Annotated in this window: 19 protein-coding genes; 16 read left to right on the forward strand and 3 right to left on the reverse strand. The window is 54.6% G+C overall.

The window, feature by feature from the left end:
• The 9 genes from PVA01S_RS19760 (at position 1) to folE (ending at position 6507) form a co-directional block, all read left to right on the forward strand.
• The gene (locus PVA01S_RS19760) at positions 1 to 729 is read left to right on the forward strand and encodes a response regulator transcription factor (protein ID WP_127609011.1); all 729 of its coding nucleotides are present in this window, start codon (positions 1 to 3) and stop codon (positions 727 to 729) included.
• Between the two features lie 286 nt (positions 730 to 1015).
• Positions 1016 to 1453, forward strand: coding sequence for a GNAT family N-acetyltransferase (locus tag PVA01S_RS19765; RefSeq protein ID WP_054798404.1), 438 nt, complete (start codon positions 1016 to 1018; stop codon positions 1451 to 1453).
• A gap of 201 nt (positions 1454 to 1654) precedes the next feature.
• Positions 1655 to 2206: a DUF402 domain-containing protein gene (locus PVA01S_RS19770; RefSeq protein ID WP_127609012.1), complete on the forward strand. Its 552-nt coding sequence runs from the start codon at positions 1655 to 1657 to the stop codon at positions 2204 to 2206.
• A 1-nt stretch (position 2207) separates the two neighbouring features.
• Positions 2208 to 2804: a signal peptidase I gene (lepB, locus tag PVA01S_RS19775; RefSeq protein WP_164751912.1), complete on the forward strand. Its 597-nt coding sequence runs from the start codon at positions 2208 to 2210 to the stop codon at positions 2802 to 2804.
• The gene (queG, locus tag PVA01S_RS19780) at positions 2804 to 4012 is read left to right on the forward strand and encodes a tRNA epoxyqueuosine(34) reductase QueG (protein ID WP_127609013.1); all 1209 of its coding nucleotides are present in this window, start codon (positions 2804 to 2806) and stop codon (positions 4010 to 4012) included. Before lepB ends, queG begins: the two co-directional genes overlap by 1 nt.
• Positions 3990 to 4517 (forward strand): methylated-DNA--[protein]-cysteine S-methyltransferase, encoded by a 528-nt coding sequence (locus PVA01S_RS19785; protein ID WP_280531825.1) that lies wholly within the window; start codon positions 3990 to 3992, stop codon positions 4515 to 4517. Before queG ends, PVA01S_RS19785 begins: the two co-directional genes overlap by 23 nt.
• Positions 4514 to 5542, forward strand: a complete 1029-nt coding sequence (locus tag PVA01S_RS19790; RefSeq protein ID WP_054798402.1) for an HD-GYP domain-containing protein — start codon at positions 4514 to 4516, stop codon at positions 5540 to 5542. The genes PVA01S_RS19785 and PVA01S_RS19790 overlap by 4 nt, the downstream gene beginning before the upstream one ends.
• 84 nt (positions 5543 to 5626) lie before the next feature.
• Positions 5627 to 5839: a YneF family protein gene (locus PVA01S_RS19795; RefSeq protein ID WP_127609014.1), complete on the forward strand. Its 213-nt coding sequence runs from the start codon at positions 5627 to 5629 to the stop codon at positions 5837 to 5839.
• A 77-nt stretch (positions 5840 to 5916) separates the two neighbouring features.
• Entirely contained in the window at positions 5917 to 6507 is a 591-nt protein-coding gene (gene folE, locus PVA01S_RS19800) for a GTP cyclohydrolase I FolE (RefSeq protein WP_127609015.1), read from the forward strand.
• 68 nt (positions 6508 to 6575) lie between these two features.
• On the opposite strand, the gene PVA01S_RS19805 is transcribed toward folE, so the two are convergent.
• Positions 6576 to 7829 carry a Fe-Mn family superoxide dismutase gene (locus PVA01S_RS19805; RefSeq protein WP_127609016.1) on the reverse strand — a complete coding sequence of 418 codons (1254 nt, stop codon included), beginning with the start codon at positions 7827 to 7829 and terminating at the stop codon, positions 6576 to 6578.
• A 108-nt stretch (positions 7830 to 7937) separates the two neighbouring features.
• Positions 7938 to 8969 carry an alpha/beta hydrolase gene (locus tag PVA01S_RS19810; protein ID WP_230876357.1) on the reverse strand — a complete coding sequence of 344 codons (1032 nt, stop codon included), beginning with the start codon at positions 8967 to 8969 and terminating at the stop codon, positions 7938 to 7940.
• A 243-nt stretch (positions 8970 to 9212) separates the two neighbouring features.
• Between PVA01S_RS19810 and PVA01S_RS19815 the strand changes: the two genes are divergently transcribed.
• On the forward strand, positions 9213 to 9956 hold the full coding sequence (locus PVA01S_RS19815; protein ID WP_054798460.1) for an IclR family transcriptional regulator: 744 nt from the start codon (positions 9213 to 9215) through the stop codon (positions 9954 to 9956).
• A 101-nt stretch (positions 9957 to 10057) separates the two neighbouring features.
• Here the strand turns inward: PVA01S_RS19815 and acnA are convergent, their stop codons facing one another.
• Positions 10058 to 12763 carry an aconitate hydratase AcnA gene (gene acnA / locus PVA01S_RS19820; protein ID WP_127609017.1) on the reverse strand — a complete coding sequence of 902 codons (2706 nt, stop codon included), beginning with the start codon at positions 12761 to 12763 and terminating at the stop codon, positions 10058 to 10060.
• A gap of 246 nt (positions 12764 to 13009) precedes the next feature.
• Between acnA and PVA01S_RS19825 the strand changes: the two genes are divergently transcribed.
• From PVA01S_RS19825 to PVA01S_RS19850, 6 genes are all read left to right on the forward strand, one after another.
• On the forward strand, positions 13010 to 14032 hold the full coding sequence (locus PVA01S_RS19825; protein WP_127609018.1) for an amidase domain-containing protein: 1023 nt from the start codon (positions 13010 to 13012) through the stop codon (positions 14030 to 14032).
• 128 nt (positions 14033 to 14160) lie between these two features.
• Entirely contained in the window at positions 14161 to 15297 is a 1137-nt protein-coding gene (locus PVA01S_RS19830; RefSeq protein ID WP_127609019.1) for a D-alanine--D-alanine ligase, read from the forward strand.
• 80 nt (positions 15298 to 15377) lie between these two features.
• On the forward strand, positions 15378 to 15701 hold the full coding sequence (locus PVA01S_RS19835; RefSeq protein WP_054798461.1) for a hypothetical protein: 324 nt from the start codon (positions 15378 to 15380) through the stop codon (positions 15699 to 15701).
• Between the two features lie 102 nt (positions 15702 to 15803).
• Entirely contained in the window at positions 15804 to 16802 is a 999-nt protein-coding gene (uvsE, locus tag PVA01S_RS19840; protein ID WP_127609020.1) for a UV DNA damage repair endonuclease UvsE, read from the forward strand.
• A 113-nt stretch (positions 16803 to 16915) separates the two neighbouring features.
• Positions 16916 to 17683 (forward strand): enoyl-ACP reductase FabI, encoded by a 768-nt coding sequence (fabI, locus tag PVA01S_RS19845; protein ID WP_127609021.1) that lies wholly within the window; start codon positions 16916 to 16918, stop codon positions 17681 to 17683.
• 174 nt (positions 17684 to 17857) lie between these two features.
• Entirely contained in the window at positions 17858 to 18715 is an 858-nt protein-coding gene (locus PVA01S_RS19850; protein WP_127609022.1) for an inositol monophosphatase family protein, read from the forward strand.
• The last annotated feature ends 338 nt before the right edge of the window (positions 18716 to 19053 follow it).

Consider the following 19053-nt stretch of genomic DNA (forward strand, 5'->3'; position numbering starts at 1 on the left):
GTGTCGGGTCATCGTATTTTGCTTGTGGAGGACGACAAGGAAATTAGCGGACTGATTCAATTGTACTTGAGTTCGCACGGGTACGAGGTGCAGTCGGCAAGAGACGGCATCGAAGGACTGAAGCAATTCGAGATGACGGCGCCGGACTTGGTCATGCTGGATATCGGGCTGCCGGGGATGAACGGCTTGGAAATATGCGAGAATATCCGGAAGGTATCCAATGTGCCGATTTTGTTTATTAGCTGCAACACGGAGAATGAGGACATTATTCATGGCTTAGGACTAGGGGCGGACGATTATATTACGAAGCCGTTCGATCCGAAAGTGATGGTGGCCCGCGTGGAAGCGAACTTGCGGCGGGCGCCGATTTTTCATCGGGTGGCCGTACCGGCTCGCGGCGATTTCCGTAAGCTTTCTTTCGGCGGGCTGGAGATCGACATGTCCAATTATACGGTACGCTTGAACGGGAATCCGGTGAGCATATCAACCAAGGAAATGCAAATTTTGTTGTTCCTGGCCCAGCACCCCGACCGTGTGTTTACGGCTGAAGACCTGTATCGTCACGTGTGGGGGGCCGAGAGCTATTCCGATACGCGTACCGTGGTCGTACACATCAGCAGCCTGCGCAAAAAAATCGAAGCGAACCCGTCCGACCCGGTATTCATACAAAATATCCGCGGGTACGGCTATAAGTTCAATTCGCAGCCGAACCCCGGCGAGAGCCTGTAACGCGGGATGCGGTGAATAAGATCAGTCTCCCGTCTGCAGAGGAGACTATTTTTTGCGTGATCATCCCCGGCGGTATTGCACACGGAAGAAGAAAATAAGCTGCAGTATATGACAATAATTGGACACAATTGATCATAATTCCTTAAAAACGCTTTCTATTAAGCGCTTTCAAGAGTATTTGTAAAAAAACTTAAGAAAATGAAGGTTTTTTTTAATTTTCAGAAGGATTTTTGCATTATTTGTCGTAATTTATAAGGTACCATTTGAATGGTAGGGAGAGTGCAGCATGCTTGTTACTTCGTATCAGGTTCGTTCGTTTCAACTTTCGGATTCTGTTGCTGTCACGGAATTATTCAGGAATGTGATGTCGGATGATTGTTACGATGAGACGATGGCGGCTTTCGCCAGGCAATTGTCCTGGGATAGCGAGCTCATCCTCGTTGCCGAAGAAGAACAGAAGATCGTCGGCGTTATTGTCGGAACGATTGATAAACAGCAAGCCTACTATTACCGAATCGCCGTCGGGCAAGAGTATCAGCGCCGCGGCATCGGGCAAGCGTTGATCGAGGCGCTCCGCCAGCGTTTTGTCGGGCGCAAGGTGCACCGCATTATGGTTACGGTCGACGTACATAATGAAGTGGTGCTGCCGGTGTACGAGAAAGCCGGTTACGGTTCGGACGACTTCTCCAGAAACCCGCATCGGTTAAGTATCGTGAACGGATAAGAAAGAATTCTCTTTTTATATGGTAAACAAGCATGACACGAGGCGCCAGCCTTCGCGGTTGTGCTTTTTTTGTGCCTCGCGGGGCTGTACTCTTGAAAGCCGTCCTGCATACGTTTATGCTAGTAGCAAGAGACGGAGCATGGCCTTGGACCGCTCCCAAGCGCCTGCCGGCCGATACCGAAGGCAGAAGGGTTAGACCTCATGGAAACTTTTCCTACTTATATCATCAAAAGTTTTAAACATGACGGGCATCTGCATCGGATGTGGCTTGAAAACTGGCGGGTGCCCGAACGGCTGCTGCATCATGGCCACCGGGAGCAAGGGATGTACGTGCTGATCAACAGCCAGACGAAAATTGTCGAAGCCGACGGCAAAGAATGGGTCAGCCGCATTCCGGGCGTTTCGTTCTTCGTCCCGGGCGAATGGTTTAACATTGTGGCTTTAATGGAAGAGCAGGGGATACGCTATTATTGCAATATCGCCTCGCCTCCTTACGTGAACGGACGCGTAATTACGTACATCGATTACGACTTGGACGTAATTCGTTTGCCCGCGGGCGACATCCATGTGGTCGATCAAGAGGAATACGAGCGTCATAAACAAATGTATCATTATTCGGCTATCGTCGATACGAAGGTGAAGCAGGGGCTTCACGATTTACTCGCACGCGTGCGGGGAGGCGAGCCGCCTTTTCAAGATGATCTGGTCAACATGTATTACCAGAAATGGCTGGAACGGAGATCGGAGGGGTAGGATGCGGCTGTTTCCAACCAAGAAGGTCGACGTTTTGATGTCGGACGAGTCAGCGGAGACTCATACGGGTCAAGGATGGCCGCGCGAAATGTGGGAATGGTTCAAAATGATGGCCGTCGCCCTCATTCTCGTTGTGCTCGTTCACCAGTATTTGTTTCATGTCTCCGCTGTCAGAGGCAATTCGATGCAGCCTACGCTCGAAGAAGGGGAATGGCTGTTTATTAATAAAACGCTTCGCTATGCGGGTTCGCTCCAGCGAGGGGACATCGTCGTGCTGCGGGAACCGGCCGATGCGGAGGAAGGGCCAACGTATCTCGTCAAGCGGGTGGTGGCCGTTGCGGGAGATGAAGTGCATATTCGGCGCGGTAAACTGTATGTGAACGGCAAGGAGGCGGATGAGCCTTATACCGAGACCTCCATCCAGGACGGCCGGTTTGAACCGCTGACTGTTGCGGATGGTTACGTGTTCGTGATGGGCGACAACCGCCGCCGTTATGCCAGCAACGATAGCCGCAGCTTCGGCGCCGTTCCGTTATCGCTTGTCGAAGGGCGGGCGGAATGGATCGTTTGGCCGATTCGGCAATGGAGGAATTTGTAATGGGAACGGAAACGACCCGGACGGACGTTATCAATTGGGCGCTTCTGAAAGAAGAGCTGCGGAACGAGGCTTCGCGGCTCGGCGTGGATCGGATCGGGTTCGCGAGCGCGGAACCGTTCGAGGAATTAAAGACGATATTGGTGCAGCATCGGCAGAAGGGGTACGAGTCCGGCTTCGAGGAACCCGACTTGGACAAGCGCGTCAATCCGGCGTTATCGCTCGAAGCGCCGCGCTCGATCGTTTCGATTGCGGTTGCCTACCCTTCGAAGCTGAAGTCGCCTCCGCGCTCAGAGCCGGGCGCCTATCGGGGCATGTTATCCCGCTCGGCATGGGGGCTTGATTATCACCATGTGCTGCGCAGCCGCCTTGAGCGCATCGAGGCGTGGCTGAAGGAACGTGTGCCGGGTGCGCGGACGGTCAGTATGGTCGATACCGGGGCGTTGGTCGACCGGGCGGTCGCTGAACGGGCGGGCATCGGTTGGGTCGGTAAAAATTGCTCGGTCATCACGCCGGACTGGGGCTCCTGGGTGTATTTGGGCGAGCTCGTCACCAATATCCCGTTCCCGCCGGACGTACCGGTGACTGAATCCTGCGGCGACTGCACGATCTGCATCGACGCATGTCCCACGGGAGCGCTCGTCGGACCGGGACAGCTGAACGCGCAGCGCTGCATCTCCTTCGTCACACAGACGAAAGGTCTGATTGAAGACGATGAGATGAAACGAAAAATCGGCAATCGCTTATACGGCTGCGATACGTGCCAGATCGTATGCCCGAAAAATAAAGGCATCCATGCCGACCATCATCCGGAGATGACCCCGGATCCGGAGCAGGTCAAACCGCTGCTGAAATCGCTGTTGTTTTTGTCCAACCGCGAGTTCAAGGAACGCTTCGGCAGCAGTGCGGCCTCTTGGCGGGGAAAGAAGCCGATTCAACGCAACGCCGTGCTGGCGCTTGGCAATTTCCGCGATGCAAGCAGCGTACCGGAGCTGGCTCAGCTGCTGCAGCGGGACGAGCGGCCGGAGATTCGCGGCTCGGCCGCCTGGTCGCTAGGGCGCATCGGCGGTCCTGCGGCACAGGTGGCGCTGGAGGAAGCGTCGCGGCATGAGCAGGATGAGGCCGTTCTCCGGGAGATCGGCAAGGCGCTGGCCCGTGAAAGGGTGGAAGGAGCAGGTGAAGCAGCGTATGATGACAACCATCGGATATGAAGAAATCGAATCTCCGATCGGCCGGCTCACCTTGGGCTGGAGCGGCGCTTTATGCCAGATCGAGTTCGGGGCGTTCGAGCCGAACCGGTCGAGGCTGGAGGCGTGGTCGTCCCGCTGGTTCGGAACGACGCGTTGGGAACGAAATCCGTCATTGTTAAAGGAAGCGGCAGCTCAGCTGGACGCCTATTTTTCAGGAAAGCTGCAGCGCTTCACGATTCCGCTGGATTTGCGCGGGACTCCGTTCCAACGCCAGGTGTGGCAGGCGCTGCAATCGATCCCGTATGCGCAGGTTTGCGCGTATAAGGACATCGCCGAACGGATCGGAGCGCCCAAAGCCGTCCGGGCGGTTGGCGGCGCGAACAACCGCAATCCGGTGCCGATTATTGTGCCGTGTCATCGCGTTATCGGCGCATCCGGTTCCATGGTCGGTTATGGCGGAGGACTGGACATCAAGACGTACCTGCTGCGGCACGAGGGCTATCGCTTGGAAGGAGCGGCATTATGAGATATGTGCATATAGATAATGTGGAGTCAGGTCAATATTTGGGGAAGACGATCTTCTCGGCGAACGGGGCTGTGCTGCTTTCCGAAAGCGTACAGTTGACCGTATACATGATCACCACGCTGAAGAGAATCGGCGTCACGATGGTCTATGTGAAAGACAAGCAGTTTGAAGACATCGAAATTCCGGAGATCATTTCGGAGGAAACGAAACGGGCCGTCATGCAGCGGATGGGCGAAACGTTCGATTCGATTCGTTCCGGCAAAGATTTCAACACCAAATATTTGTACCAAAGCGTCGATCCTTTGCTCGAAGAAATCATGGCGAATAAAGAGGTGCTTGTGCAGCTCTCGGATATTCGGACGAAAGACAATGACATGTATATACATGCCGTTAATGTATGTATGATGTCCGTGCTCATCGGCATCAATATGGGGTTGTCCACCGTTCAACTGCGAGAGATGGCCATCGGGGCGCTGCTGCACGACGTCGGTAAGCTGGAGCTTATCACCGAGGATGAAGCGGCCGATCCGCGCAAGCACCACTCTTGGCGGGGCTTCGAAGTGTTGAAGCATAAGCGAGAGCTGAGCTTGTTGATCGCGCATGTGGCCTTTCAGCATCATGAGACGATCGACGGCGAAGGGATGCCGCGCCGGCTGAGCGGAGATGAAATTCATCTGTACGCCAAGATTGTGGCGGTGGCCAATACCTACGACAACCTGCTGTTCGATTTAACGGAAGGGCGCCGTATGCTGCCGCACGACGCCTGCGAGCGGATGATGGCGTTCGCCGGGAAGAAGCTGGACCATGAAGCGGTCGTCCACTTCCTGCGTACAGTGTCCGTCTACCCGACCGGTACGTCGGTACGGCTGTCGACGAAAGAGACGGGTGTCGTGGTCGGCCAGCATCGCGGGTTGCCGGGGCGTCCCATCGTACGGGTGGTCAAGAACGTGTCGGATGAGCTTGAGGTGAAGGAAGTGGACCTGGCGAAGCATACGACGGTATTCATCGAAGGCGTACAAATGTGAGGTCCAGATGTCATTTGTCACCTGAAGCGGGACATGTTATGATGAAGTGATGACATTCAACAACGCCTGAGGTGAGAAGAAATCATGTGGTACGCGATTACGGCCGTTGTCGCCTTGATTGCAGGCGGAGCGGCGGGCTTTTTCATCGGTGTATCCTATTTGCGCAAGCAGTTGGAGAAAATGCAGAGCGATCCTGCCATGCTGCAGCAGATGGCCAAACAAATGGGGTACAACCTCGATAAGAAGCAAATGCAAAAAATGCAGCAAATGATGAAAAATCAAAAGTTTCGTCCCTAGTTTGAGCCCCAAGGACGATCGTGCGGGCATTCTCCCTTGAACCCCGCAGCTGGCGGACGAAGAAGGAGGAGTATGCGATGCCGGCTAAAGAATACAAAAACGGTCGGGTTGCCGACAACCGGGAGCAAATCGAACATCATATTCGAGAAATTTTACGTTTGATCGGCGAGGACGTAGACCGCGAAGGGCTGCTGGATACCCCGGCAAGGGTAACCCGGATGTATGAAGAAATTTTTGCAGGTTACGATGCCGACACGAGAGAAATATTGGGCGTTGCGTTCGACGAGAAGCACGAAGAGCTGGTCATTGTAAAAGATATCGTGTATTACAGTCAATGCGAACACCATATGGCGCCTTTTTTCGGCAAAGTACACATCGGTTATATCCCGAGCGGTAAAATTGCGGGCCTAAGCAAATTCGCCCGGCTCGTCGAGGCCGTGACGCGGCGTTTGCAAGTACAGGAACGCATTACGTCCGAGATTGCGGACATCATCGTAGACGTGCTGGAGCCGCACGGCTGCATGGTCGTTGTCGAAGGCGAGCATCTGTGCATGTGCGCTCGCGGCGTCAAGAAGCCGGGCAGCAAGACGGTTACGTCGGCCGTACGCGGTTTGTTCCGGACCGATGCGCCGGCGCGCGCGGAGTTTTTAGCGCTCATTAAGGACTAGTAAGCATACCCGAACGATGCAAGGCTTTACAAGCGCTATCCCGCTTGTAAGGCCTTTTTGCTTGAGCGTCAAGTCGGGGGCCATTGCAGCGTGCTTGCGGCGGCGAAGCGGTCGTTCACATGCTGCCAATTCACGGTGTTCCACCACGCCTCGATGTATTTGGCGCGCTCGTTCTGGTATTTGAGGTAATACGCATGCTCCCATACGTCGAGCGGCAGGAGCGGAATCAGATCCCATTGCGACAGGTTCTGGTGCTTCTCCGCTTGCAAAATCTCCAACCGGTGGCTGCGCGGGCTCCAGACAAGGATCGCCCAACCGCCGCCTTCCACTTTATCTGCCGCGGCACTGAACTGCTTCTGGAAGGCTTCGAAGCTGCCGAACGACTTTTTGATTTCGGCAGCGATCGGGCCGGTCGCTTTGCCGCCCCCGCCGGGCTTCATGACATTCCAGAAAATGGTGTGCAAGTAATGGCCGGCGCCGTTAAAGGCAAGCTCTCGTTCCCAATGCTTCACTAATGCGAAGTCTCCGGACTCACGGGCGCGGGCCAGCATCTTCTCCGCTGTGTTCAATCCATCCACGTAACTCTTATGATGCTTGTCGTGATGCAGCCTCATGGTTTCGGCGTCGATATAAGGCTCCAAGGCATTGTAAGCGTAAGGCAAGGGAGGCAGCTTATGTCCGCCGATCGGCACCGGCTTCTGGGAACCGGTTGGCCGGAGGCCCATCGACCATGCTCCTTCTTGCGTTGCCGGCTCCTCGGCGCCAGGCTCGTCGAAGAGCTCTCTGTGCCCGGTCGGAAGAAGGTCGGCCTGCTCCTCGGCCGCTGGCCGCTGTAGCGGCTGAAGCGGAGTCCCGTAGTCCCTGTAATCGTCATGCGGCGGCAAGCTCCAGCCGGGGTGCGGCAAGTACTGAACGGCGTGCAGGACGCCGAGGAAATATTCGGATTCCCGAATAATATGCATGACAACCGTGCGAACGACCGGATCCGCTTTGACCGGCGCGCTCTTGTCGAGCAGCAGGAACAACTGCTGGACGAATGCCTGGGATTGCGCTGCAGACGTCTGCAGCAGCTCGTTTACTTTCGCATCCGTGTAGGGCGGGATGTGCGCCGGGCTGCGGATGATCGCTTCGATCCACTGACCTGCGGCGGCTTCCGTCCGGGCGAATACGTTTTCCCATTGTTCAAGCAGCTGGATATAGGGTGGCTCCAGCGTCGGCACAAGTTCGCGAATGACAACGGTGTGCTCCTTCTCTTGCATTTTCCAGAAACGGATCTCCTCCAGCACCCGCAAAGGCATAAGAGCCCCGTACACATACAGCATAAACAAAAAACCTCCTCGGATATGCCTCGTCGCCCCATCGTTCACAGACGAACGGAGGGCTTCAAGACTATTGTATTCGAGGAGGCTTGTGCGTTATGTTAAACAGCATTACCGGGAAGTGCCGAATTTGATCGGGTCGGCGGGCGCCGTCGACAACGACTTCAGGAAGCCGGTCGTCATTTGCAAATATGTTTTCTTATGAGCCCGATAGATCAATTCGTGTCCGTCGTCCTCAAGCAGCCACAAGGACGAACCGGAATCTGCGCGCTGCTTGGTGAAGATGCCCTGGATCATTTCGTAGGGCGCCCTGACGTCTTTCTTGCTGTGGATGAAGAAGATCGGAATCGAATAGGCGGTTTCTTTGACCTTCTGGTACGGAATTTGATTCAAGCTGACGCCGTTGATGATAGGAAAAAACATATGCACGAGCGATTGAGAAATTTTCGGCACATTAGCGGCTTGTTTCATATTGTGGTACAACGTTTCCGGCTCCAGCACGAACGTGCTGTCCAGGATCATGCCGTCGATATCTTTGGATTGCAGAGAAGCTTGCAGAGCCGTTCCGGCACCCATGGAGAATCCCCATATGTACACACGTTCGGCTCCCCGGTCTTTCGCATACTTTACGGCGCCAAGCAGCTCCTGCGATTCGCGCAGTCCGCCGGTGACGTTCCATTGAGGCTGCACGTACCCGTAATCGAACATCAGGACGCTATAGCCGAGCCGATGCGCTGCTTTGGCCAGGTCATAGAGGGGGACCCATATTTCTTCGCGGTTCCCGCCGTAGCCATGAGAGAAGACGATGGTTTGCCGCTGGATATCGGTGCCGGCCAGACGGCTGACCGCAGGTATATACCAGCCGGAAAGCTCTGACGATTCGTTCAGGCTGGGGAACGTGACGTCTTCGTACGACGCGCCGAACGCCGCAGAAGGATTGGAGCTGAGCGGGTCGATATGCGGTCGCGCCAGCGTCCAAGCGATATAAGCATGAAACGCCATGCCTAGGCTGAACAACAGCAGTAGAACGGATAAGAGCGCAAGAAGCCAGCCTTTGCGGCGGCGGATATATGGCAATGATTTGGAAGCGATTTCAACACTGCCGGAATTTAGAGGTACTGGTGTGAAAGAGTCGGGTTTCAAGAGGTTCCCCCCCATTTCTCGGAGATGACTGTTAGCAAAGCTGACAGGGATGGGCTGCGTAACCGGAGCTCCATACTTATATTTTTATATTAAGCTGGAGGCGTACATGTCGTCAATATTGCGCGAAAAATGTTAACATTCTGTAATCTTGCTGTAATAGAAAGAACCCAGTAGGAAAATATAAAAAGATGGGGTATAATAGATTTCAACTAGTGAAACCGGTTTTCGGGGAGTGGGAAATGGATGGAAGATGGTAAATTAACGGTTCGCGCTGTAGAACGTGCGTTAGATATATTGCTTTGTTTTACCCAAGCGGAGGATTTAAGCCTAACGGAGATCGCCGGTCGGGTCGGGCTGCATAAAAGCACCGTGCATCGGCTGCTTGCCTCCCTGGAGGGGAAAGGCTTCGTTATCCGCGACCCCGCCTCCGAGCGGTATCGGCTCGGCTTCAGCATTTGGGAGCTGTCGGCGAATTTGACGCATAGCGACGACCCTGCGCTCATCCTGCTGCCGGAGATGGAGCGGCTTCGCGACCAGATCGGCGAGACGGTCAGCTTGTATGTCCGCGACGGCATGGAGCGTGTGCGTGTGCAGGCCGTGCAGAGCAATCAGGCGATCCGCCGTGTCGCGCCGATCGGAGCCCGCCTGCCGCTGTATGTCGGCGCGTCGAGCAAGATTCTCGTCGCCTTCGCCGAAAGCGACGAGCAGCAGGCGCTGCTGCGCCATCCGACATGGCCGCCTGCCGCGGCCTCCGAGTCGTATCTGCAGCAGCTGAGCGAAGTGCGCACACTCGGCTACGCCACGAGTGTGGAGGAGCGCGAGCCCGGCGCCGCCGCCGTATCCGCGCCAATCTTCGACCGCGCCCAGCGGCTGGTCGCCGCGCTGGCCGTATCCGGCCCCTCCAACCGGTTGACGGTGGAGAAGATGAAGGAGCAGGCGCCGCTTCTGATGGAAACCGCCCGGCGGATGGGGAAGATGCTGAAGTAACTTGCGATAGCTTTCTGGCAGGGATCGGAGCTCACGGCTCTATCCGTATAAATAATAAAGAGGCAGCCCATCGGGCTGCCTCTTTATTTGCTAATGTCGTTTTACGCCATGATCTGACGCAAGACGGTTTGCAGGATACCGCCGTTGCGGTAGTATTCCACGTCCACGTAGCTGTCCAGCCGAGCAAGCGTCTCGAAGCTGAACGTTGTACCGTCTTCACGCGTAGCGTTGACAGTTACTTTCTGACCCGGCTGCACATCGTTGGAGAGGCCCACGATGTCGAACGTTTCACGGCCGGTGATGCCAAGCGATTTCCAGCTTTGGCCTTCGACGAATTGCAGCGGCAGCACGCCCATACCGACGAGGTTGGAGCGGTGAATCCGCTCAAAGCTTTCGGCGATAACGGCTTTGATGCCCAAGAGGAACGTACCTTTAGCCGCCCAGTCGCGGGAGGAGCCGGTGCCGTACTCTTTGCCTGCAATAACGACAAGGTTCGTGCCTTGCTCTTGATATTTCATGGAAGCATCGTAGATCGACATGACTTCGCCTGTCGGCAAGTAAGTCGTTACGCCGCCCTCGGTGCCCGGAGCCACTTGGTTCCGAATCCGGATGTTCGCGAACGTACCGCGCATCATCACTTCATGGTTACCGCGGCGGGAGCCGTACGAGTTGAAGTCTTCTTTCTTCACGCCGTGCTCGAGCAGGTATTTACCTGCCGGGCTGTCGACCTTGATGTTACCGGCCGGCGAGATGTGGTCCGTCGTAACGGAGTCGCCCATCAGCGCCAACGTTTTCGCGCCGCGGATATCGGCAATGTCGCTCAGCTCGGAGCTGAGATTCGTGAAGAACGGCGGGTTGGCGATGTACGTGGACTCATCCCAGGAGTACAGGTCGCCTTCCGGCACTTCGATCGCGTTGAAGCGCGGGTTGGAACGGAATACATCCGCATATTTTGCACGATACATCTCAGGGCTCATCGCGGATTTGATCGCTTCCTGAATTTCTTGCGAAGACGGCCAGATGTCTTTCAGGTAAACCGGCTCGTTCTTCTGATCGTAACCGATCGGCTCGTTCGCCAAGTCGATATTGACCGTACCGGCGATTGCGTAGGCAACGACGAGCGGCGGCGAAGCCAGGTAGTTGGCTTTCACTTGCGCGTGAACGCGGCCTTCAAAGTTCCGGTTACCGGACAATACGGCGGCTACCGTCATATCGTTGTCGGCGATCGCTTTGCTGACTTCGTCCGGAAGCGGACCGGAGTTCCCGATGCAAGTCGCGCAGCCGTAACCGGCAACGTGGAAGCCGAGCGCTTCGAGCGGCTCGATCAAGCCCGCTTTGGTCAGGTACTCGGTGACAACCAAGGAGCCAGGCGTCAAGCTGCTTTTGACGTAGCCCGGTTTACGCAAACCAAGGGCTACCGCTTTCTTCGCAACGAGGCCGGCGCCGATCATTACGCTTGGGTTCGATGTATTGGTACAGGACGTGATAGCCGCAATGACGACGGCGCCTGTGCCCATTTTGCTGACTTCGCCGTTCGGATGAGGTACCTCGACGACTTCGCTGATTTTCTCGTCCGACAGGCCGTATCCGCCTTTGTCGATCGGTGTGCGGATGATGCTGTTGAACGATTCTTTCATGTTCGTCAATTCGACGCGGTCTTGCGGACGTTTCGGACCGGCAAGGCTCGGTACGACGGAAGCGAGATCAAGCTCGATCACGTCGCTGAATACCGGATCCGGCGTTGCGTCCGTGCGGAACATGCCTTGCGCTTTATAGTAAGCTTCGACCAATGCGATTTGGTTCTCGTCGCGGCCTGTGCTTCTCAAGTAGTTCAAGGATTCGGCGTCAACCGGGAAGAAACCGATGGTTGCGCCGTATTCCGGTGCCATGTTCGCAACGGTTGCGCGGTCGGCCAGGCTGATGTTGGACAAACCAGGGCCGTAGAACTCGACGAACTTGCCGACAACGCCTTTCTTGCGGAGCATTTGCGTGACGGTCAACGCAAGGTCGGTCGCCGTAGCGCCTTCTGCGAGCGTACCCGTCAATTTGAATCCGATAACTTCAGGCGTTATGAAGTACAGAGGTTGTCCGAGCATGCCGGCTTCGGCTTCGATACCGCCGACGCCCCAACCTACGACACCAATGCCGTTGATCATCGTCGTATGTGAGTCTGTACCGACCAGGGAATCCGGATAAACGAACGTTTCGCCGTCAACCGTTTTGGTAGCGGCTACGGATGCCAAGTACTCCAAGTTGACTTGGTGAACGATCCCCGTATCCGGCGGAACCGCACGGAAGTTGTCGAACGCCGTTTGCGCCCAACGCAGGAAACGGTAGCGTTCTTCATTGCGCTCGAACTCGATTTTTTCGTTGAATTCCAAAGCGTCTTTCGAACCGAAAGCATCAACCATAACGGAGTGGTCGATAACGAGATCTACCGGTACAAGCGGATTGATTCGTTTCGGGTCTCCGCCTGCGCGCTTCATTGTATCTCTCATAGCCGCAAGGTCAACGACAACCGGTACGCCTGTAAAGTCCTGAAGCACGATACGTGCGGGAATGAACGGGATTTCTTTGTTGGCGTCGCGCTCCACGGCCCAGTTTGCGATTTGTTTAACGTGCTCGGACGTAATCGCTTTTCCGTCTAATTGACGAATAGCCGCTTCGAGAAGCACTTTAATGGAGAAAGGTAGGTTATTGATCTTGCCGTGGCCCTGCTCTTCAAACGCCGGCAAGCTGTAGTAGTTGTACGTTTGGCTGCCTACGTTCAGCTGCTTGCGGACCGAGTATTGGTCTTTGTTAGACATGATGGCATTTCCTCCTTAAATCATCTTTAATAAAGCTGCGTGCGCTAAGTTTCACGTTATGAAACTTAATTTCACAAATTAGCCTTGCTTACAGTATACATGCTGCGGCCCCTCTTCGTAAAGGTTGTTTTGAATCATTTTTGCTTGTTTCGAGGCATACGATGGGAATGAATGCTTACTTTCGGGTTCAACGATCATACGCTCGCCTTATCAAGTCTCTTCTATTAGGAAAGGGGTTTGGAAACCATGTCTTGGAGAACGACCCTTTATGAATATGTACATCACCGGAATCAAATGGAACTTGATTATTCCGTCGACCCGCTGCTTCCCTTCGTGCAGGACACCGCCTTCCTGCAACGGCAGCATATACAGCTGACCCGGCGCGCGGAAAGCGACCGCGACCGCAAGCTCGTTCCGGTTAAATGCGAGACGCGGCTCGTGATCGACCGGGTTTCGGAGCAGCCCGAGCACACGATTGCGGAAGTGACGCTGAAGCGAACACAGTTCGGGCGAATCCGGGAAACCGTTCATGAAGAGCGTCGTATCGAGAAGGAGCGCCTCATCCTGCTCGCCGATTCGGACGGCTGGTCGATCTCCAGGATCGAAGCTTTGCGGACGGAGCAGGCTCTCCGTCTTCGTCCTGCGGCCCCTGGCGCGTGGCTTGAGGCCGAAGACGACGGCTCGTCCTTCGACTACATGCGCGCGCCTTCCGTTCCGTTTCTGAATCGCGATATGATCCCCGAATGGCCTAACGCCGTAGCGCGGGCCGTATATAATCGATATGCGGCGGCCTTTTATGCCGATTTATGGTGGGACAAAGAGAACCCCGCTTTTTTGACGTTTGAAGTCGACTGCACCAATTATGTGTCTCAATGCCTCTTTGCAGGCGGAGCGCCTATGAACTATACTGGTAAAAGGGATTCGGGCTGGTGGTACAAAGGCCGTGCCGGCGGACAAGAGCTGTGGAGTTTCAGCTGGTCCGTCGCCAACAGCTTGCCTTTTTATTTGCTGACGAGCCGACGCGGTCTGCGCGGGCAAGAGGTTTTTGCTCCGCAGGACCTCGACATCGGCGATTGCATCAGCTATGACTGGGACGGCAACGGCCGATTCCAGCACAGCACCGTCGTCACGGCTAAGGACGCGAACGGCATGCCGCTCGTCAACGCCCATACGATAAGCAGCAAGCACCGGTATTGGAGCTACACCGATTCCCATGCATGGACGGAACGAACGCGATATCGCTTCATCCATATTGCCGATTCGTTGTAGCCTTTGGAGACGAGACGTCCTACCTAGGTTTCGCTTTTATGCCGATGACCATGCAAATTATTTATATTGAAACCCGTCATGATGGTTCCACTTACATCATTATTTAAAGATGCGATCCGGAGGTTCTTATGAGCGACAAAATTCGAGTAGGCTTAATTTATGGGGGGAAATCGGGAGAGCATGAGGTATCCTTGCAAACCGCCCTTGCCGTCATCAAGGCGTTCGACCTGAATAAATATGAGGTCACCCCCTTTTACATAACGAAAACCGGCGAATGGCGCGCCGGGACGCAACTAACGGGGCCGGTGGAAACGGTGCAGGCGCTTACGTTCGACGGTCCCTCCGCATCGACCGGCGCTTTTGCGCTCCAGCCGATTTTCGGTTCGATTCAGCAGGCGCAAACCCGAACAACAGCGGCGACGGATACGGCCGGCCAAGCGGGTAAACCGTTCGATGTCATTTTCCCGCTGCTTCATGGCACATTCGGCGAGGACGGCACGATTCAAGGATTGCTCGAAATGGCCAATATCGCCTATGTAGGAACCGGGGTGCTTGCTTCTTCCGTCGGTATGGACAAAGTGATGATGAAGCGTGTATTCGCGCAAGAGGGCTTGCCGCAGTGCGTGTTCCGTCATTTCACTAAGACGCAATGGGAGAAAGATAACGCCTTCTTCCTCATGGAGATCGAAGTGTCCATCGGGTACCCTTGCTTCGTGAAGCCGGCCAACCTGGGATCGAGCGTCGGGATCAGCAAGGCGCGTACGCGCGAAGAGCTGATTGAAGCGGTCAACCTGGCGTTCCTTTACGACCGTAAAGTCATCGTAGAGGAGTTCATCAACGCCCGTGAAGTTGAGGTGGCGGTGCTCGGCAATGACGAACCGCAGGCTTCCGTCGTAGGAGAGATCGTATCCTCGAACGAATTTTATGATTATAAAGCCAAGTATATCGACGGCAAATCGTCGATGATTATTCCTGCCGAAATTCCACGGGAGACGTCGGACCAAATTCGCGAGCTGGCCATTCGCGCGTTCCTTTCCGTTGACGGTTCCGGTTTGTCGCGGGTCGACTTTTTCCTGCGCAAAGAAGATGGCGCGGTGTTCATTAATGAAATTAATACGATGCCAGGCTTTACCCCTTACAGTATGTACCCGCTCTTGTGGCGGGAAAGCGGCAAGCCGTACGGCGAACTGCTGGACGATTTGATTCAGCTGGCGCTTCAGCGCCATGCCGACAAGCAGCGTCTTCAGTATTCGTTTGACGTCTAATTCCTCCGCACTTGCTTTCTGCCGAAAGCATCCATTATGCTTAGGCTACATGCAGGTATTAGGGCGAAAGGAGCGGACTAATGGGTTTTCAAACCGAGTTCAATTCCGTATGCAAGTTCAAATCGGAGCAGGAACTGTACGAACTTCTGGAATACGGCCGAGGTAAAATGGTCAAAAGCGGCTTCCGCGTCTTTCCGACCGGCCAGAAGGTCATCGCGTATACGCCGGATAACCGGGCGATTGCCATTGTGAAGATCTTGGCCTCGATTGCGGAAATCAACTTTCAAGGCGAAGAAGTGACGCAAGTGGAGATGGAGCTTGTGCGCAAGCTGAACGATGAGGAAGCTCGCGTGCAGACGGCGCTCGCGCACGAAATGTTTTTCGGCTCCAGAGAGCAAGGATAACTTTGGGAAACACCTCTTACCGGATCGGTAAAGGGGTGTTTAGTTTTTTTAACGCGGGCAACGTTGGGTAAGCTATATTTCAAACAGGAGCGTGATACTGGCATGTTAGTGCGTCTCGGCTATGTCGCCATGTCGGTGGCCGTCAAGAATGCCTCCCCGTCCAAAACGATGACCTACGCCAACTTCTCCAAACTGGATGATCGCGCAGCCGCCTTGCGCAAGCTGGAACGCATTGCCGGAGAGAACATTCAAAATACGCTGCGGTTGCTAAAGCATAACAGGGCTCACGATATCGAGATGTACCGGTGCTCCTCCAAGCTCATTCCCCTGATTGGTCATGAGGAGCTCGGCGATTGGGACCCGATCGGTCGTCTTGCCGATAATTTCGCGGAAGTCGGCCGTTATGCGATTCGGCATGGAATGCGGATCAGTTTTCATCCGGATCACTTTACCGTGCTCAGTACGCCGCGCAAAGACGTGCTGCAAAAATCTTACGCCGATCTGGAGCGCCACGTACAAGTCTTGGAAGCGATGGGACTGGACGCCTCTGCTAAATGCAACATTCATATCGGCGGCACCTACGGCAGCAAAGAAACAGCCGGGGGCCGTTTTATTCAAAATTTCGCCGCCATGTCCGAACGGATTCGCGAAAGAATTACGCTTGAGAACGACGACAAGACCTTCAACGCGCTTGAAACCTTGGAGATTGCCGAAGCCGTTGGGGTGCCGATGGTGCTGGACATCCACCACGATCAAGTGAATCCTTGCGGCCAAGAGGCGAAGTCGCTGTGGCCGCGGATCAGGCAGACCTGGAGCGGCTGCAAAGCCCAGCGCGATCCCGAGTCGGCAGCTGAGCCTGAGGAGCTGCCCCCGAAGGTTCACATCTCCAGTCCGAGAAGCGAGACAGATCCGCGCGGCCATGCCGACTATATCGAAACTCCGGTACTGCTCGCTTTCCTCCGCGCCGTGGCCCCGGTCACGCCGCGCCTCGATGTTATGCTGGAAGCGAAAATGAAAGACGACGCCCTGATGCAGCTCATGATTGCGGTGCGGGACGAGCCTGACGTAACCATTCGTACGCAAGCCTCGTTTGAGCTTTAGCGGCAGCATTTTCCGACAAAAAGCGCTCTTGAAATATTAGCTGAAATGAAGTACTTTGAGTAGGAAGAACGAGTACGAGCTTTATTTTTGGTGTAGAGAGGGGAACGGAATTTATGAGTTTGGTTGCAGGGAAAAACATCGTCGTCATGGGAGTCGCCAACGACCGCAGCATCGCATGGGCCATTGCCCAGTCCTTAGCCGCCCAAGGGGCAAATTTAGTGTTTACATATGAAAATGAACGGGTGGAGGAACGGGTACGCAAGCTGGCGGATACGATTCCGAACGCCGTCATCATGCCTTGCAACGTCACCGTCGACGAAGATATCGACCGGCTGGCCGAGTCGCTGCGCGGCCAATTCGGCGTGCTGCACGGTATTGTACATAGCATCGCTTTTGCCAAAACGGAAGAACTGGAAGGCCTGTTCGTAGGCACGTCGCGTGAAGGCTTCGCACTGGCTCACGATATCAGTGCCTATTCGCTCGTAGCCGTCGCTCAAAGGCTTCATCCTCTGATGACCGAAGGTGGCAGCATTATGACCATGACGTACCTCGGCGCGGAGCGCGCGATGAAAAATTACAACGTCATGGGCGTAGCCAAAGCGGCTCTTGAAGCCAGCGTACGTTATTTGGCGAGCGACCTCGGCCAGTTCAACATTCGCGTCAATGCGATTTCCGCCGGACCGATTCGGACGCTGGCAGCCAAGGGCATTAAGGATTTCAATTCCATCCTGCGTACCGTCGAGGAGAAAGCTCCGCTGCGCCGTACGACCGATGTGGCGGAAGTCGGAGATACCGCGTTGTTCTTGATGAGTCATCTGTCCCGCGGCATTACGGGCGAAGTGATTTATGTGGACAGCGGTTATCATATTGTTGGCGTATAACCACCGATCAAGAACATGACAACCATCCGTAGCGAGTGACGTCCCGGGTGGTTTTTCCATTTGTACACAATTCCTTAATGTTTAGGCGAAACGACGTAGCCTTTTGAACGTATTTTCTCTATACTGTACATATTAGCTTGGGCTACCCAACGAATTGCAAAGGAATGATGGTTCATGCCGAATCAGGATACGACGTTCACCGTCGGAAGTAAAAGCTTTACCGCGGTAGCGATTAATACCGCCTCCAAGACCGGAGAATGGATTCAAAGCAAACTCGGCGATTTCAACACCTTACATACAAAGTACTCTCCGCATGATCTTGTGACGGAAGTGGATAAGGGCGCGGAGTTGATGATTCGGAAGTTGATTCATACGCATTTTCCAAGCCACGCTATATTGGGCGAGGAGGGCGTCGAACCCGGGCCGGAGGCGTCCAAAGCGGCGCTGGCCCAAGTAAGCGACGAGGAGTATTTGTGGATCATCGATCCGCTGGATGGTACGACGAATTTCGTACACGGCTTCCCGTTCTTCTCCGTATCTATCGCGCTTGCTTATCGTGGCGAGGTTATTGTGGGCGTGGTGTATAACCCGGTGCACAACGAGCTCTTTGTTGCGGAGAAGGGGAAGGGCGCTTATCTTCGCGGTAAAAGAATGCATGTTTCGTCAGAGACCGCGCTTCGCGATAGCTTGATTGCAACAGGCTTCCCGGCCGATCGCAAAGTCGCACTGGCCCACAACTTGAAGGGCGTTCAAGCCGTCAGCCCTTATGTACGCAATCTTCGTGTTGCGGGCTCGGCTGCGCTGCATATGGCTTATGTGGCGGCGGGTAGACTCAGCGGCTTCTGGGAAATCGGCCTGAATGCATGGGATATGGCTGCCGGAGCGCTGCTGATTCAGGAGTCCGGGGGGCGTGTGACGGATACGCTCGGCAACCCGTATCACTTGGGAGTCAGACATGTTCTAGCTACGAACGGACATATTCATGAGGAATTGGCTCATCATCTAGGAACCGCAGAGGCGACGGGATTATAGTTGAAAAAGGTAGGGAGGCCTTCGGGCCTCCCATTTTCTTGAACCGTTTTCTTCCCGGAAGGGGACCCGTCGGAGCCTTGTGTATCTCGATTCATTGATTTAAAAATCCGAGGGAGTAAGTGTTGCAATTGTTAATGGAGTGTGATATATTTTTCTTCCGGCCGATTGACCGGCAGGCGAAAACAGTCGATATGATGTCGATTGAGAAAAGTTTTTTAAAAAAAAAGACTTGCAATCGCCTGAATGGATATGATATATTATAAAGGTCGCTTTTGACGAGTTTGTAAAAACAAGTCGAAAAAACGACGGAAGGTTGACTATTGTCGAACTTCAAAATT

Source organism: Paenibacillus validus NBRC 15382, from assembly GCF_004000985.1.
In the GTDB taxonomy this organism is placed as follows: domain Bacteria; phylum Bacillota; class Bacilli; order Paenibacillales; family NBRC-103111; genus Paenibacillus_G; species Paenibacillus_G validus.

What these genes read in the sequence shown, in the direction of transcription:
- PVA01S_RS19790 (WP_054798402.1), top strand. Translation starts at nt 4,514, where the DNA reads ATGAGATATGTGCATATAGATAATGTGGAGTCAGGTCAATATTTGGGG.
- lepB (WP_164751912.1), top strand. Translation starts at nt 2,208, where the DNA reads ATGCGGCTGTTTCCAACCAAGAAGGTCGACGTTTTGATGTCGGACGAG.
- PVA01S_RS19795 (WP_127609014.1), top strand. Translation starts at nt 5,627, where the DNA reads ATGTGGTACGCGATTACGGCCGTTGTCGCCTTGATTGCAGGCGGAGCG.
- PVA01S_RS19830 (WP_127609019.1), top strand. Translation starts at nt 14,161, where the DNA reads ATGAGCGACAAAATTCGAGTAGGCTTAATTTATGGGGGGAAATCGGGA.
- PVA01S_RS19785 (WP_280531825.1), top strand. Translation starts at nt 3,990, where the DNA reads ATGATGACAACCATCGGATATGAAGAAATCGAATCTCCGATCGGCCGG.
- acnA (WP_127609017.1), bottom strand. Translation starts at nt 12,763, where the DNA reads ATGTCTAACAAAGACCAATACTCGGTCCGCAAGCAGCTGAACGTAGGC.
- PVA01S_RS19835 (WP_054798461.1), top strand. Translation starts at nt 15,378, where the DNA reads ATGGGTTTTCAAACCGAGTTCAATTCCGTATGCAAGTTCAAATCGGAG.
- PVA01S_RS19770 (WP_127609012.1), top strand. Translation starts at nt 1,655, where the DNA reads ATGGAAACTTTTCCTACTTATATCATCAAAAGTTTTAAACATGACGGG.
- PVA01S_RS19805 (WP_127609016.1), bottom strand. Translation starts at nt 7,829, where the DNA reads ATGCTGTATGTGTACGGGGCTCTTATGCCTTTGCGGGTGCTGGAGGAG.
- PVA01S_RS19765 (WP_054798404.1), top strand. Translation starts at nt 1,016, where the DNA reads ATGCTTGTTACTTCGTATCAGGTTCGTTCGTTTCAACTTTCGGATTCT.
- fabI (WP_127609021.1), top strand. Translation starts at nt 16,916, where the DNA reads ATGAGTTTGGTTGCAGGGAAAAACATCGTCGTCATGGGAGTCGCCAAC.
- queG (WP_127609013.1), top strand. Translation starts at nt 2,804, where the DNA reads ATGGGAACGGAAACGACCCGGACGGACGTTATCAATTGGGCGCTTCTG.
- uvsE (WP_127609020.1), top strand. Translation starts at nt 15,804, where the DNA reads ATGTTAGTGCGTCTCGGCTATGTCGCCATGTCGGTGGCCGTCAAGAAT.
- PVA01S_RS19825 (WP_127609018.1), top strand. Translation starts at nt 13,010, where the DNA reads ATGTCTTGGAGAACGACCCTTTATGAATATGTACATCACCGGAATCAA.
- folE (WP_127609015.1), top strand. Translation starts at nt 5,917, where the DNA reads ATGCCGGCTAAAGAATACAAAAACGGTCGGGTTGCCGACAACCGGGAG.
- PVA01S_RS19850 (WP_127609022.1), top strand. Translation starts at nt 17,858, where the DNA reads ATGCCGAATCAGGATACGACGTTCACCGTCGGAAGTAAAAGCTTTACC.
- PVA01S_RS19815 (WP_054798460.1), top strand. Translation starts at nt 9,213, where the DNA reads ATGGAAGATGGTAAATTAACGGTTCGCGCTGTAGAACGTGCGTTAGAT.